The organism is Aeromicrobium sp. Root344 (assembly GCF_001425755.1).
In the GTDB taxonomy this organism is placed as follows: domain Bacteria; phylum Actinomycetota; class Actinomycetes; order Propionibacteriales; family Nocardioidaceae; genus Aeromicrobium.
The window spans coordinates 1,509,675-1,535,261 of sequence record NZ_LMDH01000001.1 but is presented as its reverse complement, the minus strand read 5'-3'; the positions used below and the strand labels follow the sequence as shown (position 1 = coordinate 1,535,261).

The following is a 25,587-nucleotide window of genomic DNA, read 5'->3' as shown; positions in this document are numbered from 1 at the left end:
CCGGCGCGATCACTCCGCGACGAAGCGGGCGTCGACGTCGACGTGGATGACGATCTCGGCGGGGGTCAGGTCGAGCTCCGGCCCGCCGTCGGAGGTGTCGGCGAAGCCCGACTTGGCCAGCATCGGGAACGCGGCCGGGCTCTCGATGTGGTGGGTCAGCATTCCGGGGTCGGCGAGCTGGACCGCCATGACCTTGCCGCGCCGGACGGCGTTGGCGTAGGACTGGGCCTTGTTGACGGCGTCGTCCACGGCCGCCTTGCGGACCTCGGCCTCGTACGACCGGCGGTTCTTGACACCCACGTCCCACCCGATGCCGGCGACCTCGACACCGTCCTTGCCCGACCAGAAGTCGAGGAATCCGCTGAGCCGCTCGAAGTCGGTGAACTCGGCGCCGACCTGCACCCGGGCGACGTGCACGGGCTCACCGCGCTTGCCCTCCGCGTCCCACGGCCGGTGGCTGAAGACCCGCACCTGGTCGCTCGACCACGGGCCGACCGCGCGGAGCTCGACCAGCTCACGCAGCTGCGAGACCAGTGGATCGTGGATCGCGACGGCGTCCTGGAAGACCTGCTGCCGATCGGGTCCTTCGACGGCCGCGGCCATCGACACGATCGCGCGTTCGGCGGGATAGTGCTGCTCGGCTGAGCCGCGCACGGTGATGTCGAGCGTCATGCGGCCATCTTGCCGCATCGTCGCCCCGTGCCGGTTGTCACGCGCCGCGAGAGGTGGTTCACTGGGTCCAGATATTCTGATTATCTGAAGTCTGGGAGGACTCATGGCCGAGACCATCCACGACGCGGTGATCGTGGGCGCAGGATTCGGCGGGATCGGTGCGGCCATCCAGCTGCGGAAGCTCGGCCGCGACGATCTCGTGATCCTCGAGCGCGAGAGCGACCTGGGCGGCACCTGGCACGTCAACCGCTACCCCGGCCTCGCGGTCGACATCCCGTCGTCGACCTACTCCTACTCGTTCGAGCCCAATCCCTCGTGGTCGCGGCTCTACGCACCTGGGGCCGAGCTCAAGGCGTACGCGACACACGTCGCCGAGAAGTACGACGTCCGGCGGCACATGCGGTTCGACACCGTCGTCGACGGCGCGGTCTGGGACGACGACGGGAAGCACTGGACCGTGAACATCGCCGGCGGGGAGCGGTTGCACGCCCGCCTGCTCCTGACCGCGACGGGCTTCCTGTCGCAGCCGGCGTTCCCGGCGATCGCGGGCATCGACACCTTCGCCGGGACCGTGATCCACACGACGCGCTGGGACGACTCGATCGAGCTCGAGGGCCGGCGGGCCGCGGTGATCGGCACCGGGGCGACCGCCGTGCAGCTGATCCCGGAGATCGCGCCCCGCTTGGCGGAGCTCACGGTCTATCAGCGCACGGCGATCTGGGTGACGCCCAAGGGTGATCGCGCGATCCCGGAGCGCGTGCAGAAGCTCTATGCCCGGGTGCCGCTCGCCCAGCGCCTCGTACGCACGATCGGCAGCGGAATCCTCGAGCTGATCATGGTCGCCGGGGTGCTCAAGTATCGCCGCGCCAAGCTGCTCAACCGCAGCGTCGAGAAGCTGGCGCTGCGGCACCTCGCGCGGCAGGTCGAGGACCCCGAGACGCGCCGCAAGCTCACGCCCGACTACACGTTCGGCTGCAAGCGGCCGACGTTCTCCAACACGTACTTCCCGACGTTCAACCGTGCCAACGTGCACCTCGAGACCACGCCGATCGCGCGCATCGAACCCGACGGGATCGTCACCGAGAACGGCTCGAAGACCGAGATCGACACCCTCGTGCTCGCGACCGGCTTCAACCTGTGGGACACCAACTTCCCGGCGTTCGAGGTCATCGGACGCGGTGGCAAGGACCTCGGGAAGTTCTGGCGCGAGCAGCAGTTCCAGGCGTACGAGGGGGTTGCCGTGCCGGGCTTCCCCAACTTCGTGTCGCTCAACAGCCCCTACTCGTACTCGGGGCTGTCCTACTTCACGACGATCGAGTCGCAGATGAAACACCTCAAACGCCTGCTCCGCGAGGTCGACCGGCGCGGAGCCGCGACCTTCGAGGTCACGGAGCACGCCAACGCCGAGTTCCTCGCCCGGATGACGGACCGGCTCGAGGACTCCGTGTTCGTCAACGGCAGCTGCGCCACCTCGCGGTCGTACTACTTCAACCAGCACGGCATGGCGACGTTGCTGCGGCCCACCTCGACGATCAACGCGTTCCGCGAAGCCGGCAGCTTCCCCCTCGACGACTACACGTACGCCTGAGTCACCCCGCGAGCCTGGCGCCGGGGAGTGCGACGAGCTCGGCACGAGTCGTCGAGTCGATCTCATGACCTGCGGCGCACGTCAGGTGCGCGTGGATCTCGGCGCCGCAGTCGCGATGCCGCAGCGACATCGGTGGCCCGTCCTGGCCAGGACGGTGGGTGTCGCCCCAGTCCATCAGCGCCACCATGACGGTGCGCAGGTCGCGACCGGCCGGCGTGAGGACGTACTCGTGCCGAGCGCGCTCACCCTCGGGGCGGTAGGGACGCTTCGCCACAAGACCTTCGTCGACCAGGAGCGCGAGCCGCTTGGTGAGGACGTCCCGCGCGACGCCGAGATGCTGCTGCAGGGCGTCGAACCGGCGCACGCCGTTGAACAGGTCGCGGACGACCAGCACGGACCAGCGATCGCCGAGGATCTGCGCGGTCCTCGCGATCGAGCAGGTGCCCGAGTCGTAGTCGGCCATCACGGGCTCCGAAGCGCTGGGTTTGGATTCCATACCCAGATGGTACGCTGCTGTGACCCCGTACGAGAAGAGGCGCGACATGACGCTCGACCAGGCAGCCCAGCACAAGACCATCACCTGGGTCGATCCGCGGCCCCAGGCCATCGAGGCGCTCACGATGTCCGGCCTCGACTACCTGCAGGCGATGATCGACGGGAAGTTCCCCGCGCCACCGATCGCGAGCCACATCAACCTCGAGCTGGCCAGCGTCAGCCCTGGCGTCGCGACGATGACGGCGACGCCCGACGAGTCGCACTACAACCCGATCGGCTCGGTCCACGGCGGGTTCGCGGCGACGCTGCTCGACTCGGTGTGCGGCTGTGCCGTGCAGTCGACGCTGCCGGCCGGCATGGCCTACACGACGCTCGACCTCACCATCAACTACCTCCGCGGCATGACGACCGAGACCGGGCTCGTGACGGCCGAGGGGCGGGTCACCAAACCGGGTTCGCGCGCGGCATTCGTCGAGGCCGACATCAAGGATGCGGCCGGGCGCCTGCTCGCCACCGCGACGTCAACCTGTCTCGTGTTCACTCCCTGATACGGCCGACATCGCGGTCAAACGTGAGGTTTTCCTCGGATAGCATTGTCCTGTGGTCTCCCTCTCCGATCTCCAGGTCCGTTCGCTCGGTGCATGCACCGTCGACTCGCCTCTCGCGCTCTACGTCGAGGGCCGAACGACCAACGAGTACTACGTCGGCGAGACCGACCGCATCCTCTACGACGACACGCTCGAGCTGATCGCGTCGCGCGGCGTGCCGCTCGCCGAGCTGCCGACGTTCGAGTCCGGTGGACCACGCCAGAAGATCTTCTTCGACCCGGCCACGACCAAGGTCGGCGTCGTGACCTGCGGCGGCCTGTGTCCCGGCCTCAACGACGTCATCCGGGCGATCGTCCTCGAGCTCAACACCCACTACGGCGTACGCGACGTGGTCGGCTTCCAGCACGGCTACGCCGGCCTCATCGAGTCCAACGGCCACGACGTCGTCGAGCTGACGCCCGACTTCGTGTCCCGCATCAGCGAGCGCGGCGGCACGATCCTCGGCTCGTCGCGCGGCGCCCAGGACCCCTCCGCGATCGTCGACCGGCTCGTCGAGCTCGACATCGACATCCTCATGGTCATCGGCGGCGACGGCTCGATGCGTGGGGCCCACAACATCGGCGCCGAGATCGCCGCGCGCGGACTCTCGATCGGTGTCGTCGGTGTGCCCAAGACGATCGACAACGACATCCCGCACATCGGCCAGAGCTTCGGCTTCTCCACGGCGTTCGCCAAGGCCGCCGAGTCGATCAAGGCCGCCCGCGTCGAGGTCGAGGCCGCCGTCGGCGGTGTCGGCATCGTCAAGGTCATGGGCCGCCACGCGGGGTTCATCGCGTGCTACGCGGCGCTGGCCAACCACGACGCCGACTTCGTCCTGATCCCCGAGGTCGGCTTCTCGCTCGACGGCGACAACGGCCTGCTGGCACTGCTCGAGCGACGGGTCGCCGAGCGCGGCAGCGCCGTCATCGTGCTCGCCGAGGGCGCCGGCCAGGACCTCATCCCGGCCAGCGACCGCCGCGACGCCAGCGGCAACGCCGTGCTGGGTGACATCGCCGGGTTCCTGCGCGAGCAGATCAGCAAGGACTTCGCCAACCGCAACCAGCCGCTGACGATGCGCTACTTCAACCCCGGCTACGCGATCCGCTCCGTGCCGGCCGACGCCTCCGACTCGGTCTACTGCGCGCGCCTGGCCCAGACCGCCGTCCACGCCGCGATGGCCGGGCGTACGGACATGGTCGTCGGCCGCCGGCGCCACCGCTTCGTGCACGTGCCGATCCCGTTCGTCACCTCCGGCTCGCACAGCGTCTCGCCCGACGGCGACCTCTGGCTGTCGGTCCTCGAGAGCACCGCGCAGCCGTTCTCGATGTGCTGAGGGCGCTTCCCTCGTAGCACCATCACTGCTGGCGGCCCCGCGACTTTCGCATCGTGAGATGCCGTCGCGGCGCACGAATCCGCTGTCACTGTCGAGGTCACAGACCTTCGACGGGAGACACCATCATGAGCGACCAGTGGTCCTTCGAGACCAAGCAGATCCACGCGGGCCAGACCCCTGACCCCACGACCGGAGCCCGCGCGCTGCCGATCTATCAGACGACGTCGTTCCAGTTCCGCGACACGGACCACGCTGCGGCGCTGTTCTCGCTCGCCGAGCCGGGCAACATCTACACCCGCATCATCAACCCGACCCAGGGTGTCGTCGAGGAGCGGCTCGCCGCCCTCGAGGGTGGCGTCGGCGCGCTGCTGTTCGCCTCCGGCCAGGCCGCCACGACCGGTGCGCTGACGAACGTCGCCGAGGCCGGCGACCACATCGTCGCGTCGTCGAGCCTCTACGGCGGCACCGACAGCCTGCTGCGCCACAGCTTCCCCAAGCTCGGCATCGCGGTCAGCTTCGTCGCCGACCCCAACGATCCCGAGCAGTGGCGCGCCGCCACCAAGGCCAACACCAAGGCCTACTTCGGCGAGACGATCGGCAACCCCAAGGGCGACATCCTCGACCTCGAGGCCATCTCGGCGGTCGCCAAGGAGGTCGGCGTCCCGTTCATCGTCGACAACACGATCGCGACGCCGTACCTCCTCAACCCGCTCAAGCACGGCGCCGACACCGTCGTGCACTCGGCGACCAAGTACATCGGCGGCCACGGCACCACGATCGCCGGCGTCGTGATCGACGGCGGGACGTTCGACTACGGCGCACACGGCGACAAGTTCGGCGGGTTCACCGAGCCCGACGCGAGCTATCACGGCCTCCAGTACGCCGCGGCGCTCGGCCCGGCGGCCTACATCGCCAAGCTGCGCGTGCAGTACCTCCGCAACATCGGTGCGGCCATCAGCCCGTTCAGCGCGTTCCTGCTGGCCCAGGGACTCGAGACGCTGAGCCTCCGGGTCGAGCGGCACATCACCAACACCCGCCGGGTCGCCGAGTGGCTGGAGGCCCGTGAGGACGTCAGCACCGTGACGTGGGCCAGCCTCGACTCCAGCCCGTACAAGGCGCTGGCGGACAAGTACGTCCCGCAGGGCGCCGGCGCCGTGCTGACCTTCGAGCTGCCCGGGGGGCTCGAGGCCGGCAAGGCGTTCATCGACTCGCTCGAGCTGTTCAGCCACGTCGCCAACATCGGCGACGTGCGCAGCCTGGCGATCCACCCGGCGAGCACGACGCACTCGCAGCTGTCGGCGGAGGAGCAGGCCGCGACCGGCGTGACCCCCGGGCTCGTACGCCTCGCGGTCGGCCTCGAAGGCATCGACGACATCCTCGCCGACCTCGACGCCGGCTTCCGCGCGGCGAAGTGATCGACCGAGCGTGACGATCAGCCCCAGCATCGATTCCTCTCTCGTCACGGGTGCGTGGCGGGAGGGGGATCCGCTGGGCGCCAGGAAGCTCGCGGACATCGGCGACGTCACGCTCGACTCGGGGGCGACGCTGCCGGACGTACGCCTGGCGTACGAGACGTGGGGACGCTTCGACGGGTCGAACGCGGTGCTGGTGCTGCACGCCCTGACCGGTGACAGCCACGTCGCCGGGCGGGCCCGCGCCGGCCACCCCACTCCGGGCTGGTGGGACGCCGTGGTCGGACCGGGCAAGGCCATCGACACGAATCGGCTGTACGTCGTGGCGGCCAACATCCTCGGGGGCTGCCAGGGCTCGACCGGGCCGGCCTCGCGCGATCCCGACGGGCTGCCGTGGGGTGGCTCGTTCCCGCCGCTGACGGTCCGCGACCAGGTGCGCGCCGAGGTCGCCCTCGCCGACAGGATGGGGATCGACCGCTGGCGAGGCGTCATCGGCGGCTCGGCCGGCGGCATGCGCGCGCTCGAGTGGGCGATCGGGCAGCCGGAGCGCGTCGAACGCCTGTTCCTGCTCGCCACCAGCGCCGCTGCCTCGGCCGAGCAGATCGCGCTCTCCGCGACGCAGATCGACGCGATCCGGGCCGACCCGGCGTACTTCGGCGGCGACTACTACGACGGGCCGCAAGGACCGCTCCAAGGTCTCGACCTGGCGCGACGCATCGCCCACATCGGCTACCGCAGCGAGTACGAGCTCGCCGCGCGGTTCGGCCGATCGGTGCAGGACGACGGCCGGTTCGCCGTCGAGTCCTACCTGCAGCACCACGGCGCCAAGCTGGTCCGCCGCTTCGACGCCAACTCGTACGTAGTGCTGAGTGCGGCGATGAACAGCCACGACGTCGGCCGCGATCGCGGTGGCATCGCCGCTGCGCTGTCGCGGATCACCGCTCGTACGATCGTCGCCGGCATCGACTCCGACCGGTTGTACCCGCTCCACCAGCAGCAGGAGCTCGCCGACGGCATCCCGGGATCCGGGTCGCTCGAGGTCGTGAAGTCCGACCACGGTCACGACGGGTTCCTCGTCGAGTCCGACCAGGTGGGCGAGCTGGCGCGTCAGCTGCTGGGCTGAGCTGCCGCGGCCCAGTCCTCCTCGACGAGTGAGCCGTTGATCGCGGCGCCGACTCGTGCGCCCTGCGCCGCCGCCGCGATGACCTGCGATCCCGCGTCGGCGACGTTGCCGGCCGCCCACAGCCCGGGCACGTTGGTCGCACCCACCTGATCGGTCGCGACAACGGGCCCCATCGGCGTGTCGGTCATCTCGAGGTCGAACCCGGCGAACGCGTCGAGGTTGAGCACCATCGTCGGGGCGACGAACACCGCGGCCACCTCGTGGACCGAACCGCCAGCTCGTACGCCCTGCAGTGCGCCGTCCCGGCGGACGATCTCGCTGACCGGTCCGTCGACCACCTCCACTCCACGAGCGGCGAACAGCCGGCGCTCTGCTGCATCGAGCTCGATCGTGTCGTTCGTGAAGAGCACGAGATCGTCGGTCCACTGCCGCACCATGCGCACCTGGTGACCCGACATCGGCTGCGTCCCGATGACGGCGAGGCGCCGGCCAGCGACCTCGTACCCGTGGCAGTAGGGGCAGTGGAAGACGTCGACGCCGAAGCCTTCCGCCACGCCGGGGATGTCGGGCAACGCGTCGGTGATGCCGGCGGCGAGGACGAGCCGCTTCGCGTGCCAGCGCTCGCCCCCAGCCACGACGGCGAACCCGTCGCCCTCGGCTTCGACGAGCGACGCGGCTCCTGCAACGATCTCGACGCCGAGCTTCTCGACCTGCACACGGCCGACCTCGAGCAGCTCGAGCGGGCTCAGCCCGTCGATGCCGAGGTAGCCGTTGACGTGCGCGGCCCGCGCGTTGCGCGGCGGCCCGCCATCGAGGACGAGGACGCGCCGACGTGCACGCCCGAGCACGAGGGCGGCGGACAGACCGGCCGCGCCGGCCCCGATGACGATGGTGTCGTAGGAGTTCATGTCCTCAGTGTTCGGCGCCGATGCGCTGAGGGCAAATGTCTTTGCCACTGTGGCAAGATGATCGCCATGACTGACGATCTCGCCACCGCCCTCACCTCGGTCGGGCCCCGCCTGCGCGCCCTGCGCCAGCTCGGGGAGGCGACGCTCGCACAGCTGTCCGCCACGACGGGCATCTCCGTCAGTACGCTGTCGCGGCTCGAGTCTGGGCAGCGCAAGCCGACCCTGGAGCTCCTGCTGCCCCTGGCCAAGGCCCACGGCGTGACCCTCGACGAGCTGGTCGAGGCGCAGCCCACGGACGACCCCCGCATCCAGGCCGACCCGATCCACCGGCACGGCCGGACCTTCGTGCCGCTCACCCGTCAGGCCGGCGGCCTGCAGGCGTACAAGGTCGTCATCCCGCCCGCCACCGAGCCCGACACCGACGACCTCAAGACTCACGAAGGGTACGAGTGGCTCTACGTCCTGTCGGGACGCCTGCGCCTCCGGATCGGCGAGCACGACCTCGTGCTCGGCACCGGCGAGGCCGCCGAGTTCGACACCCGCCTGCCGCACGGGCTGAGCAACGCCGGCAAGCGCCCGGTCGAGCTGCTCACCCTGTTCGGCAGCCAGGGCGAACGCATGCACGTGCGCGCGAAACCGCGTTCCAGGCAGTAGTTTGCCAGCGCGGCAAGGATCTTTGCGCTTCGTCGCGATGTCACGCACGCTGGCCGGTATGACACATCAGCACACCGAACACCCAGAGGACTACTTCACCCGCGAGTTCTGGGACGAGCGCTACTCCGGCGAGCAGGTCTGGAGCGGCAACCCCAACCCGCATCTCGTCACGTACGCCGCTCAGCTGCCGCCAGGAACCGCGCTCGACTTCGGCAGCGGTGAGGGTGCCGACGCGATCTGGCTCGCGGAGCAGGGCTGGCAGGTCACCGCGATCGACATCTCACCGGTCGCGCTCGAGGGCGTCTCGGTGCGCGCGGAGCGGCTGGGCCTCGCGCTGACCTGCCGGCAAGCTGATGCGTTCGAGTGGTCGGCCGACCAGACGTACGACCTGGTGTCGGCGCAGTTCATGCACCTGCCGCGGCCGGCGCTCACCCGGCTCCACCAGGAGCTGGCAGCGTCCGTTGGTCCGGGCGGCACCCTGCTGATCGTGGGGCACCACCCGGACGACGTGGGCCACGCTCCGGAGGGGACGACGTTCGACGACATCCGGTTCACGGGCGACGAGGTCGCCTCGACGTTGGACCCCGCCGAGTGGGCCACGATCGACGGCTTGCGGCTCGAGCGGGAATGGATCGACCGCGACGGGCGTCCTGCCGTCGCGGTCGATGCCGTCCTGCGGGCCGTGCGCCGCGGTTAGCGCTCCTCGCGGAACTCCACGTGGCGCTGCGCGATGGGATCGTACTTGCGCAGCCCCATGCGGTCCGGATCGTTCCGACGACTCTTGCGGGTCACGTACGTGTATCCGGTGCCGGCGGTCGAGCGCAGCTTGATGATGGGCCTGAGATCAGCATGACGAGCCATGGTGGTCACCTCTCGTTGATTGACAACCATTGTCAACAGCGGTGTGGCCTGCCGCATTCCCCTCACCGTCAGCCGTACTGGGGACGTGACCGGGCGTCGTAGAACTCGCTCGACTCCTTGCGCCACAACAGCGTCAGGATCGCGATCGCGAGGACGACGTTGACGAGGGCCAGCGCGAGGCTCGCCGACTCGGTCGACGGCTGCGTGAAGGACAACAGCGTGAACAGCAGGTTGAGAGCGCCGAGTACCGTCGCCACGATGCGGGCCCACGACCGTCCCTGGCCGTTCTTCCAGGCCATCCACAGCCACAGGAACACGCCGACCGACCCGATGACGACAACGACAACGATGCCGACGGCGTACGCGGCGTCGATCGTCGACTGGCTGACGTTGGGGTCGTCCTTGACGAGGTCGTCGCGAATCTGGTCCTTGGCGTCGCCGAGGGTGGCCAGTCCGACGACCAGCGAGATGAGGCTGACCGCTGCGCCCGTCCACATGAGGCGCACAGCCAGTCGAATCGGTCCCGGCTGAGGCACCTCCGGCCGAGGCGTCGCGGGATGGCCGCCGCCCGCTGGTGTGCCGGGGTGCGCCGGGTAGCCGCCAGGACCGGCCGGCTGGGCGCCGGCTCCGGGGTAGGCGGGATAGCCGCCGGGTCCGGGCTGGTCAGGCTCCTGCGGCGGTGGCGTGGAAGTCATGTCGTTCCCCTCGTTCGATGACATCGGATCGGCCTCCATACCGTCCCACGCCGCACAGCCTGTCGCACCCGTGACCCGTGTGAGGTGTCCCGCTTTCGGACGCCATCCGTACACGGCCCACGTAAAATGGAGGGATGACCGAGTGGATCCTGATCGGGCTGATCGTCCTCGCGGCGGTGCTCCTGGCGACGCACGCCGCCGCCGTGGCGTTCGTGGTCAGCAGGATCGTGTTCTCGGGCCGTCCCAAGCAGAAGCAGTGGAGCCCCAAGGACTCGGATCCGTCAGACCATCCGGCGGACGATGCTGAGCGGCGCGTGCTTCATGACCTGCCCTAGCGGAGCCCACGGCCACGCGGGCACGGCAGCGTCGACGACTTCCTTCTCGATGTTCTTCACGAGCGCCCGGCAGCCGGTCTCGGTGTCGACCATCATCTTGGCCTCCTGCTGCACGCCCTCGTTCATCTCCGACGCGATGTAGCCCGGATAGAGCGTCGTGACCTTGATGTCGAGCCCCTTGCGGCCGATCAGGTCGGAGCGGATGCCCTCGGCGATCGCGGCGATGCCGGCCTTGGTCGCGGCGTACGTGGTCATCGACGACGGCATGCCACGCATCGCCGACATCGACGAGATGACGACGAGGTGCCCGGACTTGCGCTCGTAGAAGTGCTCCATGGCCGCCTCACACTGCGCGATCGCCGCGATGAAGTTGGTCTCCGCAGTCTGCTTGTTGGCGTGGAACTTGCCGGTGCCGATGCGCCCACCCTTGCCGAGCCCGGCGTTGACGATGACGCGGTCGAGCCCGCCGAGGTCCTTGATCGCCTGCTTGAACACCGCGAAGACCCGGTCGTGGTCGTTGACGTCGAGCTCGTGCACGACGACCTCGATGGCGGGATGGGCCGCCACCAGCTCGTCGCGGAGCGCCTCGAGCCGGTCGAGCCGCCTGGCCGTCAGGGCGAGGTGGTGGCCACTGGCCGCGAGGATGCGGGCCATGCCGGCGCCGAGCCCGGAGCTGGCGCCGGTGATGAGAACGTTCTTGCGCATGTCAGTCCTTCTTCGACATCTGGACGGAGGCCTTGGCCATCATCGAGTAGTACAGCGGCCGGGCAAATCGCTTGGCGGCGTAGGCGATCTTGCCGTCGCGATCGGTGAGGATGATGTGCCGGCCCTTCTCGACACCCGCGATGACCCGGCCGGCGATGACGTCGGCGCTGAGCTTCGCGTTGTCGATCAGCTTGGCCGCCGACTTGTTGGCCGACTCGTCCTTGCCGCGCAGCGACTCGGTGAGGTTGGTCTTGAAGAACGTCGGGCAGATCACCGACACCTTGACGCCGTACGGCTTGAGCTCGTGGAACAGCGTCTCGCTCAGCGCCACCACACCGGCCTTGACCGCGTTGTACTCGCTCATGCGTGGCGGGTGCACCAGCCCGGCCGCCGAGGCGGTGTTGACGATGTGGCCGCTGCCCTGCTCCTTGAGCATCGGCGCGAACGTACGGCAGCCGCGCGCGACGCCCAGCAGGTTGATGTCGACGATCCACTGCCACTGGTCCATCTCGGACAGCTCGATCCGCCCACCCGCGGCGACTCCGGCGTTGTTGAACAGGTAGTCCAGACCGTCCCACTCCTCGACGACCCAGTCGCGCGCCTTGGCCCAGTCGACGTCCTGGGTGACGTCGAGGCTCAGGTACGAGACGTGGTCGAGGCCACGCAACGGCGCGGGCAGCTCGGTGTGCACGTCGGTGGCGAGGACGCGGCAGCCGCGGTCAGCCAGCTGGCGTACGAGCGCGAGCCCGAGACCGGACGCCGCTCCGGTGACGAGGATGCGGGACTCGGGTGCGATCGACATGTTCAGATACTAGCGGTATCTGGATTCAGCGGTACGTCACGAGGTCGCGCGGGAGGTGGGTGCTCTCGTTGAGGGCCAGCAGTCGCGGACCCGTCGAGCCGACGATGACGGTCGTGACGGCGGCATTGATCATGACATCGTTGATCCGCTGGAACGCCGAGTCGTCACCCGTCAGCAGGTGCGAGGCGACCATCGCGATCGGTCCGCCCGAGGTGAAGACCGCGATCGAGCGCCCGGGCCCGGCAGCGGCGGTGGTCTTGCCGAACGACGTCATGACCCGTCCCACGAAGTCCCGGTAGGTCTCGGCGTGACCGCCCTCGCCGGCGATCCAGCCGTCGAGTGCGGCGTTGAGCTGCCGCTGGAAGGCCTTGGCGTCGAGGGTCAGTGAGGCCGGGTCGTGCGCGCGGGCGATCGCGAGATGGTCGTACTCGTTCCACCCGTCGTCGATGTCGTAGCCGTCGCCCTGCCCGCAGGCGTCGATCGCGGCGATCGCGGTCTGGGCGTGGCGCTTCATCGAACCGGCGACGGCGATGGCGGGTGCCCAGCCGGACGCCTCCCACGACGTCCCGAGGGCGGTCGACTGCTGCATGCCGATCGGCGAGAGCTGGTCGTAGTCGTCGGACCCGAACGACGCCTGACCATGACGGATGAGGTGGACGGATCCCATGCGCGGAGCCTATCGGGGGGCTCCGCGCAAAAGTTTGGGTCACATGACTCGTCAGTAACTGAAATTCGCTCCTAGTCTGAGCGGATGGGACTTGAGGGAGTGTCGTTTCCAACGGAGAGCACGTCAGCAGCGGCCCGGACGATCCTGTCCGACGCGTTGCGCAAGGCCGACCCGGTCGGGGCCCGCGCGGTCGAGAACGAGACCAACTGGCGGCGCAACTACCTCAACCACTTCCGCCGCGCCCTCGAGGCCGGCATCGGCGAGGCGACCGCCGCACAGTCGATCGCGATCGAAGGGCTGCGCAGCGCCCACGAGCTGATGCGATTCGGGGACGTGGCGCTCGACGACGCGATCACCGGCACCGCGTTGTCACAGGTGTTCCACACCCGCACCGTGACCGGAGGCGCCGAGCCGGAGACCGAGCTGTCGGTCCCCTACCGCGGCGAGCGGCTCCGCGGCCAGGCGTTGCTGGACCAGCTCGACACGTGGGTCGACCGGGGCGTCATCACGCAGTCGTGCTCCGAGGCGATCCAGACCGTCCAGGACAACCCCGAGTGGTTGCGGCTCGACGGCGACACGGTCGTCGTGCTCGGCGCCGGCGCGGAGATGGCGCCCTACCGCGCGCTGCTCCGCTGGGGCGCGGAGGTCGTGGCGATCGACCTGCCCCGGCCTGACGTGCAGGAGCGCGTCCGCAGGCACGCCGAGCAGTCCGCCAGCCGTGTCCACGTACCGGCGAGGATCGTCACGAACGGCGACGACGACTCCGGCGCCGACCTCGTCACCGAGCTGTCCGCCGTCGCGCACTGGCTCGACGGGTTCACGGGCCGGCTCGTGCTCGGCAACTACTGCTACGCAGATGGCGCCTCGCACGTACGCGTGTCGATGGCCGCCGACGCGCTCGCCGCGCACCTCGTGCAGCAGCGGCACGACACCGCGCTCGCGTTCCTCGCGACGCCGACCGACACGTTCGCCGTGCCGGCAGCCGAGGTCGCGTACGCCAACCGGGCCTACGCCGAGTCGTCCCGGATGCTCCGCGCCCCGTTGCGGATGATCAGCGGCGGCCGGCTCCTGCAGCGCAACTACCCGCCCGGCGCGGATCCCGGGGTGTGCGACGCACTGGTGCCGCAGCAGGGGCCCAACTACGCCCTCGCCAAGCGGCTGCAGCGGTGGCGCGCCACCGCGGCCCGCGCGCAGGGCACGACGGTCTCGCTCAACGTCGCGCCCGCGACACGTACGCGATCGGTGGTCAAGAACAAGGCCCTCGCTGCTGCGTACGCCGGAGCACACCGGTTCGGCGTCGAGGTCTTCGAGCCCGCCACGAGCAACACGCTGATGGCGGCCCTCATGGCGTACGACCTGAGGTGCGGCGCAGCCTCACAGCCCGAGCCGTGGCAGGACGAGGCGGTCAACGCCGCACACGGCGGGCTCTGGACGACGGCCTATCACCCGCGCAGCGCACTGGGCCTCGCCGCCGTGCTGGGCATCGGCGCGCTGCGGGGCTGACCCCGGCCGACCTGCCGACTTTTGAAGCGTTGGGCAGGTTCCCGGCCGGTTCTACCTGCGCAAGGCTTCAAAAGTTGGCCACGGGAGTCAGCGACCCGTGAAGGTCGCCGTGCGCTTGTCGACGAAAGCCTGGCCACCCTCGGCGAAGTCGGCGGTCGAGAACAGGGCGATCTGACCTGCGCGCTCGCGGTCGAGCGCCTCGTCGAGGTGGCTCAGCGTCGTGGCGTTGATCGCGGCCTTCGTCGCCCCGAGGGCGACCGTGGGCCCGTTGCCGAGCTTGTCGACGAGCATGGCGAGCTCAGCGTCGTACTCCTCGTCGTCGAGCGCCTTGTGGATCAGACCGATCTCGGCTGCGACCTCGGCGGAGAGCCGCTCGCCGAGCATCGCCATGCGGTTGGCGCGGGCCCGGCCAATCGAGGCTGCCACGAGCTCGGTCGCCCCACCGTCGGGCATCAGGCCGATGTTGACGAACGCGAGCAGGAAGTAGCCAGACCGTTTCGCCAGCGTGAGGTCGGCGGCGATCGCGATCGAGACGCCGACGCCAGCGGCGATGCCGTTGACCGCGCTGACGACCGGGACGGGCGTGCGCGTGATGGCCCGGACCAGCCGGTTCGCACCGTCGAGGGTCGCGGTGCCGTCGAAGCCCGGGCCGAGCGCGGCCCCGGAGCTGAAGGCGCGACCGCTGCCGGTGATGACGATGAGGCGTAGGTCCGACGCGGTCTCGATCGCGGCTGCGGCGGCGTCGAGCATGTCAGCCGTGAGGGCGTTGAGCCGATCCGGCTCGTTCCACGTGATCGTCAGGACGCCATCTGTGGTGTCGAACAGCACTGACTCAGTCATGCCGCTGCTCCCATCAAGAAGCAACGGTAAGGCAGCATCGGCATGAAGTGCCCGATGGTCGTTCGCTGGCGCTCACTCATGGGTTCCTCCATTGGCCGAGCAGGGTCTGCAGCACCGCGATGAGTGCGATGGGCTGGTCGAGCATGATGTGGTGACCGGCGTCGCGGATGACCGTGACGGGCACGTTGCGGCCGAGGCGTTCGGCCACGACGTCGGTGATGTCCGTCGTCGCCATGCCGCGCTCGCCACGGATCAGCGCGATGTCGCAGGTCGCCTCGGCCAGGTCCTCGGGCTCCATCCGGGCCCGCAGGAAGATGCGGGGATCGAACTTCCAGGTCCAGCCGCCCTCGACCTCGTGGATCGAGCCTTCGGCGATGTGCTGGTGGATGTAGGGCAGCGTCGCGGTGTCGGCCGGAAGCGTACGGAAACGAGCCAGGATGGACTCGCGATCGGGATAGGTCTTGTTGCCCGGCACGTGCTCCTTGGCGACCCACTCGCGCGCCTCGGGCGACATCTCACGCACCGGTGAGTCGATCGCGGCGGCGCCGCGAATAGCGGAGCCGTGGCGCTGCGCTGCGGTCAGCACGACGAACCCGCCCATGCTGTGACCCAGCAGGACCGGCGGGCCGTCGGACTCCGCACGCGCGACGGCCATGAGCTCGTCCGCCCAGGCATCCAGCGAGTAGCGTTCGCGCCGGCCGCTGTCGCCGTGGCCGCTCAGGTCGACCGCGATGACGCAATGTCCTGCCGCGAGGTGCGGCGCGACGTGGTCCCACCAGCCGGCATGCGCCGCACCGCCGTGCACGAGGATCGCGACCGGGTCCCCGCCCTTGCCCCAGGCGCGATACGCGATGCGTACGCCGTCGGCGTCGACCTCGGCCGAGTCGTACGTCTGCGCGAGGGCGTCGGTGAACCACGCAGGAGTCCCTGGGGTCATCGCGGCCCTCCTCACGTGCCGTCAGTACATGCCGACTCTAGGCGAGGCACTCAGCCGAACCGCGTTCAGGTCGGTGCGGGAATGCGCCAGGATGTCTCGGAACCGGAGACGACCGGGCTCGTGCCGAGGCATGATGGCTCCCATGAGTTTTCGGGGTTCCGTCCGCTGGGCGGTCGCGTCTGTTGTCTTCACGATCACCGCGGCACTGGCCGGTGCCGCCTGGGTGGCGCCGGCCGATGCCGCGACCGGACGGGTCATCTCCGGTCGGGTCGTCGACGCGGACGGCAAGGGCATTCCTTCGATCACGGTGCTCGCGGACTGGTACTCGAGCAGCGAGCGCCAGTGGCGCGAGGACGACGCGGCAGTCACCGACGCCGACGGCAACTACTCGGTCAAGCTCGGACACCTGGGCTCCTACAAGGTGCACTTCGTCGCCTATGAGTTCCTCTCCAACCAGTACGCGCCGACCTGGTATCCAGGCGTGGCACGGATGGCGGACGCCACGGTGCTGCGGGTGTCCACGAGCTCGCTTCGCCACGTCGACGTCACCATGAAGCTGGGCGGCGTCATCTCAGGACGCGTGCTCGAGCCGGACGGCTCGCCGGTTCCGACGGGCACCTCGATCCAGGCCTACCCCGCCACCGGCGACCCGGAGCAGGTGTCCGGCGACTGGGGATCTCTGTGGACGACCGTGCAGGGCGGTTCCTACTCGTTCCCGGGGCTGCTCCCCGGGACGTACCGCGTCCAGGCCTCCAGCACCCAGGCGGGAGCTCCGACGTGGCTCGGACAGACGAGCTACTTCGACACCGCGTCGAAGGTCACCGTGGCGTTGGGTGAGCAGAAGAGCGACAACGACATCACGCTCCAGGTGCCGGGAACGATGGGCGGCCGTGTGCTGCACCCGACGACCGCCAACACCCGGCCACCCGTGCGGATCACGCTGTTCGACCGCTACCGCCACCGAGCCAGGTCAACCGTCACCGATGCCAACGGCTACTGGTCGTTGAGCGACCTCGCACCGGCGGACTACCGCGTGGCGTACTACGCGGACAACGCCTACCTCCAGCAGTGGTACGGGCCGTCCGCGACGCAGTCCGGCTCACCGCTGTTCACCGTGAAGTCCAGTGCCACGACGACGGTGAACACCCGGCTGGTCTACTCCTCCATGAAGTTCGTGACGCGTCCGCGGATCCTCGGCACGCGCAAGGTCGGCAAGGTGCTCGAGGCCACCAACGGGACCTGGAACCACAAGCCGGGGCACTTCACCTACAGGTGGTACCGCAACGGCACCGCGATCACCGGGGCCACCCGGAAGACCTACACGCTCAGGTCGGCGGATGCCGGCCACCGCCTCTCCGTACGGGTCACCGCGTTCCGTGGACCGTACGAGCCGGGCAGCGCGATGTCCGGCCCCACGTCCACCATCCGGAGGTGAGACCGCTCACTTACCGTCAGTATTGACGGTAAGTAGGGCGGGCGGCAGGATCGAACGATGCACCCGCCGAGCGTCATCGTGGTCGGCGGCGGCGCCATGGGTTCGAGTGCCGCGTGCGAGCTGGCCCGTCGTGGGCACCCGGTGACGGTCCTGGAGCAGCACGACATGCTGCACGCGCACGGCAGCTCTCACGGCACGTCCCGCATCGTGCGGCTCGTCTACGACGACCCGTTCTACGTACGCCTGGCAGTGGCGGCGCGACCGCTGTGGGACGAGCTGCAGGAGCAGAGCGAGGTCGAGGTGTTCCGCCGGACCGGTGGGGTCGACCACGGCCCGCGCGAGCTGCTCGAGCCGTTCGCGGCAGCGCTCGACGAGGCCGGCGTCGCGTACGAGTGGCTCACGGCTGAGGAAGCCGCGCTGCGATGGCCCGGGCTGCGCTTCGACGAGGCCGTGCTGTTCCAGCCCGACGCCGGAGTCGCCCACCCGGACAACACCCTGACGCTGCTGCAGCGCGACGCCATCGCCCACGGCGCTGAGTGGCACTTGCACACCCGCGTCGACGCGATCGACGAGACACCCGCAGGCATGCGCGTGACGGCCGGCGATCGTACGTTCGTCGCCGACCAGGTCGTGCTCACCGCCGGCATCTGGAGCCACCGGCTCGCCGACCTCCCCGCGGACACCGCGATCCAGGTGCAGCCGGCACACTTCGCGCCCGTCGACCCCGCGACGCCGTGGCCGACGTTCATCCATCGCCGCACCGACGAGCACGGCACCCCGATGCCCGAGGCCTACGGGCTGCCGTCGCCGGACGGCATCAAGGTCGGGTTCCACGGCGGCGGCAAGGTCGTCGACCCCGACGACCGCGACTTCACGGTCGTCGCCGACGAGGTCGCCGAGCTCCGGGCGTACGTCGGACAGTGGGTGCCGGGTGCCGACGCGGCGACCCTCGACCCGGGCACGTGCCTCTACGGCGGGCTCGCCGAGCACGACTTCGTCATCGATCGCAGCGGCCGGCTCACCGTTGCCGCCGGGTTCTCCGGGCACGGCTTCAAGTTCGTCCCGCTCGTCGGCCGCATGGTCGCCGACCTCGTCGCCGGCACCGCGGAGTCCCAACCCCGCTTCACCCTCCCAGCCCACCGCACGACTATCTAAGGTGTGACCATGTCACTTGCAGGAAAGACCATCATCATGTCCGGCGGATCCCGAGGGATCGGCGAGGCGATCGCGCTCCGCGCCGCTCGGGACGGCGCCAACGTCGCGCTCCTCGCCAAGACGACCGAGCCGCACCCCAAGCTGCCCGGCACGATCTACACCGCCGCGGCCGCGATCGAGGAGGCCGGCGGCAAGGCGCTGCCGCTCGTCGGTGACATCCGCGACGACGAGTTCGTCGTCGACGCCGTCGCCAAGACCGCCGAAGCGTTCGGCGGCATCGACATCGTGGTCAACAACGCGAGTGCGATCGACCTGACCGACACGGCCGAGGTCTCGATGAAGAAGTACGACCTGATGAACGACATCAACACGCGAGGCTCGTTCCTGCTGGCCAAGTCCTCGATCGAGTGGCTCAAGCAGTCCGACAACGCCCACATCCTGACGCTGTCGCCGCCGATCAGCCTCGATCCCAAGTGGTTCACGAAGCACACGGCCTACACGATCGCCAAGTACGGCATGAGCCTCGTGACGCTCGGCCTCAGCGAGGAGCTGCGCCCGTTCGGCATCGCCGCCAACTCCCTGTGGCCCCGCACCGCGATCGACACCGCCGCTGTCCGCAACGTGGTCGGCGCCGGGCTCGTCAGTCACTCCCGCACGCCCGCGATCATGGCCGACGCCGCGTACGAGATCATCACCAAGGCGAGCCGCGACTACACCGGCCAGTTCCTGATCGACGACGACGTGCTCGAGGACGCCGGGGTCACCGACTTCTCGATCTACCTCAACGGCGGCACCGAGGAGGAGCTCGCGCTCGACTTCTGGGTCGAGCCCAAGGGTCCGCACAACCCCGAACTCACGCTGCACTGACGGTTTACCAAGAGGGCAGGGACACCAGCCACTCCGCAGGGCGCACGCGCTCTGCGGAGTGGCTGTTTACCGTGCGGAGCACCCGTACTTGACACATCGGTTAATTAACGAATACGTTAAATGCATGGCAACCGATCAGCTCAGCAAGGTGTTCTCGGCACTCGCCGACCCGACGCGGCGTGACATCCTCACGCGGCTGGGTCAGGGCGATGCCACCGTCACCGAGCTCGCCGACCCGTTCCCGATCAGCCTCCCGGCGATCTCGCGACACCTCAAGGTGCTCGAGACCGCGGGTCTGATCAGCCGGGACAAGCGAGCGCAGTGGCGGACGAACAGCCTCGAGGCTGCGCCACTCAAGGAGGCGACGACGTGGATGGAACATCTCAGCCACCTGTGGGATGACCGCTTCGACCGGCTCGACGCGCATCTCGCCGCCATGAAGGCCCTGCAGGACACCACAGACACCGACAAGGAAGAGGAAACGAACGATGACTGAAACCACGTACGAGGTCAACATCTCACGCTACTTCGACGCGGCCCCCGAGCTCGTCTACCGCGCGTTCACCGATCCTGAGCAGCTGGCCCAGTGGTTCGGCCCGCTGATGTTCGTCGTGCCGATCGACACCGTCGACGTCGACGTACGGCCCGGTGGTCACTGGAAGCTCACGATGGTGGGCAAGGACAACCCCGAGTGGCGCGCGCCGATCAACGCGACGTTCACCGAGGTCGTCGAGAACCAGCTCATCGTCGGCTACGAGACGGCCGAGTCGATCCCCGGCATCGAGGACGGCACCCAGATGTCACTGTCGATCGAGTTCATCCCCGAGGGCGACGGCACCCGACTCGAGCTCCGCCAGGGACCGTTCCCCGAGCAGATGCGCGAGATGAGCGAGCTCGGCTGGAGCCAGTCGTTCTACAAGCTCGACGCCCTGCTCGCGACGCCGCCGCAGTTCCGCAACACACCCGTTGAGGACGCGTCATGACGACGATCACCCCGTTCCTCTGGTTCGACGACAATGCCGAGCAGGCCATCGAGCGCTACCTCGCGGTGTTCGACGACGCCGAGCTCGTCGACGAGAACCGGCTGCACGACGGTCAGCTCTTCGTCGCGACGATCCGGCTCCAGGGCACGACGCTCACGCTCATGAACGGCGGACCGATGCACAAGCTCACGGACGCGTTCTCGTTGTCGGTCAGCGTCGAGACGCAGGAGGAGGTCGACCAGATCTCGGACGCCCTCATCGCGGGTGGCGGCGAGCAGGGACCCTGCGGGTGGCTCGTCGACGCGTTCGGCCTGTCGTGGCAGGTCGTCCCGACGCTGCTGATGCAGCTCATGAGCGACCCCGACCGCGAGAAGGCCGGCCGGGCCCAGGCCGCCATGATGCAGATGAAGCGCCTCGACCTCCAGGCTCTTCAGGATGCGTTCGACGGCAGGTGAGTCGTACGCTGGCCGCGTGATCGGCCGGCTGCACCACATCATCCTGGACGCCGCCGACCCTCAGGGTTCGGCGGCGTTCTGGTCTGCGCTGCTGGGTCAGCCCATCACGTACGACGACGGTGACTTCGTCGTCGTGTCCGTCGACCAGAAGACCTCCGGCATCGCCTTCCAACGCGCTCCGAACCACGTCGAGCCGACCTGGCCCGACCCGATCGTCGGCCAGCAGGTGCACGTCGACGTCGCCGTGGACGACCCGACCACTGCGGGGCGCGAAGTCGTGGCGCTCGGCGCCCGGCATCTCGAGGACGACGTCTACGCCGATCCCGCCGGGCACCCGTTCTGCCTCATCCGCCGGCCGGGATGGATGTCGCCGCTCAGCTGACGACCGACTCCACCGGCGTACCGACGACGACCGTACGCGTGACGGTGCACAGCCGGTCGTGCGACTGCGCCACCGCACGCGGCAGGCTCTCCTTGGCCCGGTCACCGTCAGCGCCCTCGGGGAACGTCAGGTCGAACGTCAGGCGGATGTCGGTCAGCCGGTTGCCCAGCTCGTCGCGGATCTTGTCGGCACGGATCGAGACGTCGAACGACTCCGGGTCGACGCGCTTGCCGACGAGGTAGTCGACGTCGATCGCGCTGCACCCGGCGATCGCGACGAGGAGCAGTTCGACCGGCGTGAAGTCGTCGTCGTTGCCCTCGCCGAAGTCCAACGTCTTGCCGCGCACGTTGGTCGCGCGGAAGCGGGCCTTGCCGGTGCGGGTCAGCTCAACGGATCGCTCGGTGTCAGTCGTCATACTGCGACGCTATCTCGACGCTGCCCACCCTCGGCGGTGAGTTCTCCACCTGATGAAACCGCTTTGCGTGGAATTTCCACCGCCCAAGCCAAACCGTGGAATTTCCACCGCCCAGGCGGCTCAGGTGATCCCAGTCGTCAGGTCCTGGCCCTGCGGCTTCTCGCCCTCGCCCTCCTCGATCGACCGCGACTCCGGCCGCGAGCCGCCCGGCGCCATCAGCTCGGTGATCTCGGCAGCGAGTGAGCTGCCCAGCTCGCCCCAGCCCTCCTGGTAGCCGTAGACCGTGCGCAGCGACCGGGCCTCGTAGTCGCCGCACATGATGTCGACGTTGTCTGCCGTGATCAGGCTGGGGTGCGCGACGCCGACCGACTCGGAGACCTTGACGATCTCCTTGCGGAACGTACGGATGTACTGCGCGCAGCGCTCTGCCTTGGACGTCGGGTCGAGGCCGTGGGACAGCCACGGGTCCTGCGTCGCGACACCCGTGGGGCAACGATCCGTGTGGCACTTCTGCGACTGGATGCAGCCGATCGACATCATCGCCTCGCGGGCGACGTTCATCATGTCGGCGCCGAGGGCGAACGCGACGACGGCGTTGTCGACCAGCCCCAGCTTGCCCGAGCCGATGAACGTCACGTCGTCCGTCAGGCCGGCGTCGGCGAACGTGCCGTAGACCCGCGAGAAGCCCATCCGGAACGGCAGGGCGACGGAGTCGGCGAAGATCGGCGGCGAGGCGCCGGTGCCACCCTCGCCACCGTCGATCGTCACGAAGTCGACGCCGCGATCCCGCTTCGCCATGAGCCGGGTGAGCTCGTGCCAGAACTCCATCTCGCCGACCGCGCTCTTGATGCCGACCGGCACCCCGGTCTCGGTGGCGATCAGCTCGACGAAGTCGAGGAGGCTGTCGACGTCCGTGAATGCGGTGTGCCGTGAGGGACTCGCACAGTCCTGGCCCATCGGGATGCCGCGGATCTCGCTGATCTCCTGGGTCACCTTGGCGGCGGGCAGCAGGCCTCCGAGCCCCGGTTTCGCGCCCTGCGAGAGCTTGATCTCGACCGCCCGGACCGGCGCCGACTCGATGACGGCCTTGAGCTTGTCGAGCGAGAACGTGCCGTCCTCGTTGCGGCACCCGAAGTACGCAGTGCCGATCTGCAGCACGATGTCGCCGCCCTGGCGGTGGTGCGACGACAGACCACCCTCGCCGGTGTTGTGCATGCTGCCGGCGAGCTTGGCGCCGCGGTTGAGCGCCTGGATCGCGTTGCCCGACATCGAGCCGAAGCTCATGCCGGAGACGTTGATCAGGGAGTCCGGCCGGAACGCCTTGGCGCGACCACGCGGCCCACCGAGCACCTTGGCGCTGGGCAGCCCGACCTTCTCGGCGTGGTCGTGGGGCAGGGAGTCCGCGAACGTACGGTGCTTGATGATCGCGTAGCCGGGGGTGTGCTCGATGTCGTTGTCGGTGCCGAACCCGGAGTAGTTGTTCTCCTGCTTCGACGACGCATAGATCCACGAGCGCTGGTCACGACTGAACGGCCGCTCCTCGTCGTTGCCGGTGACGATGTACTGCCGCAGCTCCGGTCCGATCGTCTCGAGCCAGTAGCGCGCATGCGCGATGACCGGGTAGTTGCGCAGCAAGGCGTGCCGCTTCTGCGTCAGGTCGCGCACTGCGACGGCACCGAGAGCGACGCCGACCCCACCGATGACACGGCTGAGCTTCATGTCCAAGTCCTACTCCGAGGCCCAAGGCTTGTCCATCTGGCCGCGCCGTCCGAGCCCGCGATCTCGGCGTCCGCAAAGGACTAGTCCTTTTGAGTCATTTTTGCTTGGCACGCAACAAATGCCCGCAATCGCAGGCGCGCAGTCGTACGGTCGAAGGGAAGCGCTGGAAGGAACCTCTCGGATGAGCGTCTACCTGTTCGACATGGACGGTGAACCCATCGCGTTCAGGCGAACCTGGACCGACCCCTACGTCTTCGACCTGCACGGTCACTGGATCGGCTGGTTCCCCTGGGACGACCACGATGCCGTCGACCGCGACGGCCACTACCTGGGCACCGTCGTGGACGACCGGCTCGTGCGCCGCAACGACTGGTACGAGCGACCGTGCCCCGCGACTCCGGACAGCCCGGGCGACGCGATGCCGACCGGCCGTCCGCTGACGCCACACGCGTTCCCCAACCGGTTCGCGTACGAGGACGCCGGCGTGCACCACCTCGCCTAGCCGTTTCGGCATGCGGCATCGTGCCGCAGCCCGAAGACTGGTGGGATGCCCGCCACCCGCAGCCTCGTCACCGGAGCGATCGGCTACGTCGGTGGTCGCCTCGTCCCGCAGCTCGTCGATGCCGGGCACGCCGTACGCGTCATGGTCCGTGACGAGCGCAAGGCGCGGGCCCACGACTGGGCCGACGACGTCGAGATCGCCAAGGCCGACGCGACCGATGCCGACCAGGTCGCGGCGGCGCTCGACGGCATCGACGTCGCCTACTTCCTGCTGCACTCGATCGGCAGCGGCAGCGACTTCGCCGAGACCGAGCGCGGAATCGCCGAGACGTTCGCCGCGGCGGCCAGGACTGCCGGCGTACGCCGCATCGTCTATCTCGGCGGCATGTCGCCGGAGGGCGAGGAGCTGTCGGAGCACCTCCGCTCCCGCGAGGAGGTCGGCGAGATCCTGCTGCGCTCGGGCGTGCCGACCGCGGTCCTGCAGGCCGGCGTCATCATCGGCTCGGGCTCCGCATCGTTCGAGATGCTGCGCTACCTGACCGAGCGCCTCCCGGTCATGGTCACGCCGAAGTGGGTGCACACCCGCATCCAGCCCATCGCGATCCGTGACGTCCTGCGCTACCTCGTGGCATGCGCGTCGTTGCCGCCCGACGTCAACCGGCGCTTCGACATCGGGGGACCGGACGTGCTGACGTACTTCGACATGATGCAGCGCTACGCCGCGGTGGCCGGCCTGCCGAAGCGCCGGGTGCTTCCGGTGCCGGTGCTGTCGCCGGGACTGTCGAGCCACTGGGTCGGGCTCATCACCCCGGTTCCGGCGAGCCTCGCCCGGCCACTCGTCGAGTCGCTCCGCAACACCGTGGTCGCGGCGGAGACCGACCTCAAGACGTACGTGCCTGACCCACCTGAGGGGCTGATCGGCTTCGACCGGTCGGTGCAGCTCGCCCTCACCAAGATCCAGGACCTCGACGTGCCGACCCGCTGGTCCTCCGCGTCGACCGCCGGAGCACCCGCCGAGGGTCTGCCGACCGACCCCGACTGGGCCGGTGGCTCGCTCTACACCGACGAACGGACGCGTGAGGTGCACGCCAGCCCGGAGCACCTGTGGACGATCATCGAGGGCATCGGTGGCCGCAACGGGTGGTACTCGTGGGCGCTGGCCTGGTGGGTGCGCGGGCTGCTCGACCGCGTGGTCGGCGGCCCCGGGCTCCGGCGCGGCCGGCGCAACGACCGGGACCTCGTGGTCGGCGACGCCCTCGACTTCTGGCGCGTCGAGGAGACCGACGACCGTACGTTCCTGCGTCTGCGCGCCGAGATGAAGCTGCCGGGACTGGCCTGGCTCGAGCTGCAGGTCGGCTCCACCGAGGGGGGCACGACGACGTTCCACCATCGTGCGCTGTTCCATCCCAAGGGGCTGCTCGGGCACCTCTACTGGTGGTCGATCTGTCCGTTCCACGGCATCATCTTCGGCTCGATGCAGAAGAACATCGCCAAGGCGGCCGAGGCGCTCGAGCAGGGCGGAGTCGCTCGACAGGCGGAACCCCGCGACTCCTGAGAC

The 25,587-nt window shown here is 69.0% G+C and carries 30 protein-coding genes; 18 read left to right on the top strand and 12 right to left on the bottom strand.

Translation table 11 applies throughout. The annotated features are described in order from the left end of the window. Positions 1-9: 9 nt before the first annotated feature. On the bottom strand, positions 10-672 hold the full coding sequence (locus ASC61_RS07635; protein WP_056210725.1) for an SIMPL domain-containing protein: 663 nt from the start codon (positions 670-672) through the stop codon (positions 10-12). A gap of 103 nt (positions 673-775) precedes the next feature. On the opposite strand from ASC61_RS07635, the gene ASC61_RS07630 reads away from it, so the two are divergent. Beyond that, the gene (locus ASC61_RS07630) at positions 776-2,260 is read left to right on the top strand and encodes a flavin-containing monooxygenase (RefSeq protein ID WP_056210724.1); all 1,485 of its coding nucleotides are present in this window, start codon (positions 776-778) and stop codon (positions 2,258-2,260) included. Position 2,261: 1 nt separating this feature from the next. Here ASC61_RS07630 and ASC61_RS07625 read toward each other — a convergent pair whose 3' ends face one another. Then, entirely contained in the window at positions 2,262-2,756 is a 495-nt protein-coding gene (locus tag ASC61_RS07625; RefSeq protein WP_235503511.1) for a winged helix-turn-helix transcriptional regulator, read from the bottom strand. Between ASC61_RS07625 and ASC61_RS07620 the strand changes: the two genes are divergently transcribed. The 4 genes from ASC61_RS07620 (at position 2,746) to metX (ending at position 7,210) form a co-directional block, all read left to right on the top strand. Continuing rightward, positions 2,746-3,303 carry a PaaI family thioesterase gene (locus ASC61_RS07620; RefSeq protein WP_327019490.1) on the top strand — a complete coding sequence of 186 codons (558 nt, stop codon included), beginning with the start codon at positions 2,746-2,748 and terminating at the stop codon, positions 3,301-3,303. The genes ASC61_RS07625 and ASC61_RS07620 overlap by 11 nt on opposite strands. 52 nt (positions 3,304-3,355) lie before the next feature. Further along, positions 3,356-4,675 (top strand): ATP-dependent 6-phosphofructokinase, encoded by a 1,320-nt coding sequence (locus ASC61_RS07615; protein WP_056210721.1) that lies wholly within the window; start codon positions 3,356-3,358, stop codon positions 4,673-4,675. A 125-nt stretch (positions 4,676-4,800) separates the two neighbouring features. After that, complete coding sequence (locus tag ASC61_RS07610; RefSeq protein ID WP_200935404.1) at positions 4,801-6,090, top strand: bifunctional o-acetylhomoserine/o-acetylserine sulfhydrylase; 1,290 nt, start codon at positions 4,801-4,803, stop codon at positions 6,088-6,090. A 10-nt stretch (positions 6,091-6,100) separates the two neighbouring features. Beyond that, positions 6,101-7,210, top strand: coding sequence for a homoserine O-acetyltransferase MetX (gene metX, locus ASC61_RS07605; RefSeq protein ID WP_235503510.1), 1,110 nt, complete (start codon positions 6,101-6,103; stop codon positions 7,208-7,210). Here the strand turns inward: metX and ASC61_RS07600 are convergent. Continuing rightward, a complete protein-coding gene (locus tag ASC61_RS07600) occupies positions 7,195-8,118 on the bottom strand; it encodes an NAD(P)/FAD-dependent oxidoreductase (RefSeq protein WP_056210720.1) in 924 nt (307 codons plus the stop codon). The two genes, metX and ASC61_RS07600, sit on opposite strands and share 16 nt — an antisense overlap. A 66-nt stretch (positions 8,119-8,184) precedes the next feature. Here ASC61_RS07600 and ASC61_RS07595 point away from each other — a divergent pair, with 66 nt between their 5' ends. Both ASC61_RS07595 and ASC61_RS07590 read left to right on the top strand, forming a co-directional pair. Then, entirely contained in the window at positions 8,185-8,772 is a 588-nt protein-coding gene (locus ASC61_RS07595; RefSeq protein ID WP_056215429.1) for a helix-turn-helix domain-containing protein, read from the top strand. A gap of 58 nt (positions 8,773-8,830) precedes the next feature. Beyond that, positions 8,831-9,469 (top strand): class I SAM-dependent methyltransferase, encoded by a 639-nt coding sequence (locus tag ASC61_RS07590; RefSeq protein ID WP_056215426.1) that lies wholly within the window; start codon positions 8,831-8,833, stop codon positions 9,467-9,469. Here the strand turns inward: ASC61_RS07590 and rpmG are convergent. Together rpmG and ASC61_RS07580 are read right to left on the bottom strand one after the other, a co-directional pair. Further along, positions 9,466-9,633: a 50S ribosomal protein L33 gene (gene rpmG, locus ASC61_RS07585; protein ID WP_056215423.1), complete on the bottom strand. Its 168-nt coding sequence runs from the start codon at positions 9,631-9,633 to the stop codon at positions 9,466-9,468. The two genes, ASC61_RS07590 and rpmG, sit on opposite strands and share 4 nt — an antisense overlap. Positions 9,634-9,701: 68 nt before the next feature. Beyond that, positions 9,702-10,328: a hypothetical protein gene (locus ASC61_RS07580; protein ID WP_157439411.1), complete on the bottom strand. Its 627-nt coding sequence runs from the start codon at positions 10,326-10,328 to the stop codon at positions 9,702-9,704. A gap of 134 nt (positions 10,329-10,462) precedes the next feature. Here ASC61_RS07580 and ASC61_RS07575 point away from each other — a divergent pair, with 134 nt between their 5' ends. Next, complete coding sequence (locus tag ASC61_RS07575) at positions 10,463-10,663, top strand: hypothetical protein (RefSeq protein ID WP_056210718.1); 201 nt, start codon at positions 10,463-10,465, stop codon at positions 10,661-10,663. On the opposite strand, the gene ASC61_RS07570 is transcribed toward ASC61_RS07575, so the two are convergent. From ASC61_RS07570 to ASC61_RS07560, 3 genes are read right to left on the bottom strand one after another with little or no spacing between them, the layout of a single operon-like run. Then, complete coding sequence (locus ASC61_RS07570; RefSeq protein WP_056210717.1) at positions 10,610-11,368, bottom strand: SDR family oxidoreductase; 759 nt, start codon at positions 11,366-11,368, stop codon at positions 10,610-10,612. The genes ASC61_RS07575 and ASC61_RS07570 overlap by 54 nt on opposite strands. Before the next feature lies 1 nt (position 11,369). Further along, complete coding sequence (locus ASC61_RS07565) at positions 11,370-12,170, bottom strand: SDR family NAD(P)-dependent oxidoreductase (protein ID WP_056210716.1); 801 nt, start codon at positions 12,168-12,170, stop codon at positions 11,370-11,372. Between the two features lie 25 nt (positions 12,171-12,195). Then, the gene (locus tag ASC61_RS07560) at positions 12,196-12,837 is read right to left on the bottom strand and encodes a histidine phosphatase family protein (RefSeq protein WP_056210715.1); all 642 of its coding nucleotides are present in this window, start codon (positions 12,835-12,837) and stop codon (positions 12,196-12,198) included. 84 nt (positions 12,838-12,921) lie between these two features. Here ASC61_RS07560 and ASC61_RS07555 point away from each other — a divergent pair, with 84 nt between their 5' ends. Continuing rightward, entirely contained in the window at positions 12,922-14,340 is a 1,419-nt protein-coding gene (locus ASC61_RS07555) for a hypothetical protein (protein WP_056210714.1), read from the top strand. A gap of 87 nt (positions 14,341-14,427) precedes the next feature. Here ASC61_RS07555 and ASC61_RS07550 read toward each other — a convergent pair whose 3' ends face one another. Both ASC61_RS07550 and ASC61_RS07545 read right to left on the bottom strand, forming a co-directional pair. Beyond that, positions 14,428-15,180 carry an enoyl-CoA hydratase gene (locus tag ASC61_RS07550; protein WP_056210713.1) on the bottom strand — a complete coding sequence of 251 codons (753 nt, stop codon included), beginning with the start codon at positions 15,178-15,180 and terminating at the stop codon, positions 14,428-14,430. 76 nt (positions 15,181-15,256) lie between these two features. Continuing rightward, on the bottom strand, positions 15,257-16,117 hold the full coding sequence (locus ASC61_RS07545; protein ID WP_056210712.1) for an alpha/beta fold hydrolase: 861 nt from the start codon (positions 16,115-16,117) through the stop codon (positions 15,257-15,259). 142 nt (positions 16,118-16,259) lie between these two features. On the opposite strand from ASC61_RS07545, the gene ASC61_RS07540 reads away from it, so the two are divergent. The 7 genes from ASC61_RS07540 to ASC61_RS07510 all read left to right on the top strand — a co-directional run bounded on the left by ASC61_RS07540 (position 16,260) and on the right by ASC61_RS07510 (position 21,394). Further along, positions 16,260-17,552, top strand: coding sequence for a carboxypeptidase regulatory-like domain-containing protein (locus ASC61_RS07540; protein WP_056210711.1), 1,293 nt, complete (start codon positions 16,260-16,262; stop codon positions 17,550-17,552). A 57-nt stretch (positions 17,553-17,609) separates the two neighbouring features. Continuing rightward, a complete protein-coding gene (locus ASC61_RS07535; RefSeq protein ID WP_056210710.1) occupies positions 17,610-18,707 on the top strand; it encodes an FAD-dependent oxidoreductase in 1,098 nt (365 codons plus the stop codon). A gap of 9 nt (positions 18,708-18,716) precedes the next feature. Next, complete coding sequence (locus ASC61_RS07530) at positions 18,717-19,574, top strand: SDR family oxidoreductase (protein ID WP_056210709.1); 858 nt, start codon at positions 18,717-18,719, stop codon at positions 19,572-19,574. A gap of 124 nt (positions 19,575-19,698) precedes the next feature. Continuing rightward, positions 19,699-20,070, top strand: coding sequence for an ArsR/SmtB family transcription factor (locus ASC61_RS07525; RefSeq protein ID WP_056210708.1), 372 nt, complete (start codon positions 19,699-19,701; stop codon positions 20,068-20,070). Then, complete coding sequence (locus ASC61_RS07520) at positions 20,063-20,557, top strand: SRPBCC family protein (protein WP_056210707.1); 495 nt, start codon at positions 20,063-20,065, stop codon at positions 20,555-20,557. The genes ASC61_RS07525 and ASC61_RS07520 overlap by 8 nt, the downstream gene beginning before the upstream one ends. After that, entirely contained in the window at positions 20,554-21,012 is a 459-nt protein-coding gene (locus ASC61_RS07515) for a VOC family protein (RefSeq protein ID WP_056210706.1), read from the top strand. The genes ASC61_RS07520 and ASC61_RS07515 overlap by 4 nt, the downstream gene beginning before the upstream one ends. Beyond that, a complete protein-coding gene (locus ASC61_RS07510; RefSeq protein ID WP_056210705.1) occupies positions 20,993-21,394 on the top strand; it encodes a VOC family protein in 402 nt (133 codons plus the stop codon). Before ASC61_RS07515 ends, ASC61_RS07510 begins: the two co-directional genes overlap by 20 nt. On the opposite strand, the gene ASC61_RS07505 is transcribed toward ASC61_RS07510, so the two are convergent. Beyond that, positions 21,387-21,809 carry an OsmC family protein gene (locus tag ASC61_RS07505; protein ID WP_056210704.1) on the bottom strand — a complete coding sequence of 141 codons (423 nt, stop codon included), beginning with the start codon at positions 21,807-21,809 and terminating at the stop codon, positions 21,387-21,389. The genes ASC61_RS07510 and ASC61_RS07505 overlap by 8 nt on opposite strands. Positions 21,810-21,929: 120 nt before the next feature. Further along, positions 21,930-23,528 (bottom strand): FMN-binding glutamate synthase family protein, encoded by a 1,599-nt coding sequence (locus ASC61_RS07500; protein WP_082530525.1) that lies wholly within the window; start codon positions 23,526-23,528, stop codon positions 21,930-21,932. A 181-nt stretch (positions 23,529-23,709) separates the two neighbouring features. Here ASC61_RS07500 and ASC61_RS07495 point away from each other — a divergent pair, with 181 nt between their 5' ends. Both ASC61_RS07495 and ASC61_RS07490 read left to right on the top strand, forming a co-directional pair. Continuing rightward, positions 23,710-24,030, top strand: a complete 321-nt coding sequence (locus ASC61_RS07495; protein WP_056210703.1) for a 4-fold beta flower protein — start codon at positions 23,710-23,712, stop codon at positions 24,028-24,030. Positions 24,031-24,075: 45 nt separating this feature from the next. Next, entirely contained in the window at positions 24,076-25,584 is a 1,509-nt protein-coding gene (locus tag ASC61_RS07490) for an SDR family oxidoreductase (protein ID WP_056210702.1), read from the top strand. Positions 25,585-25,587: the final 3 nt, after the last annotated feature.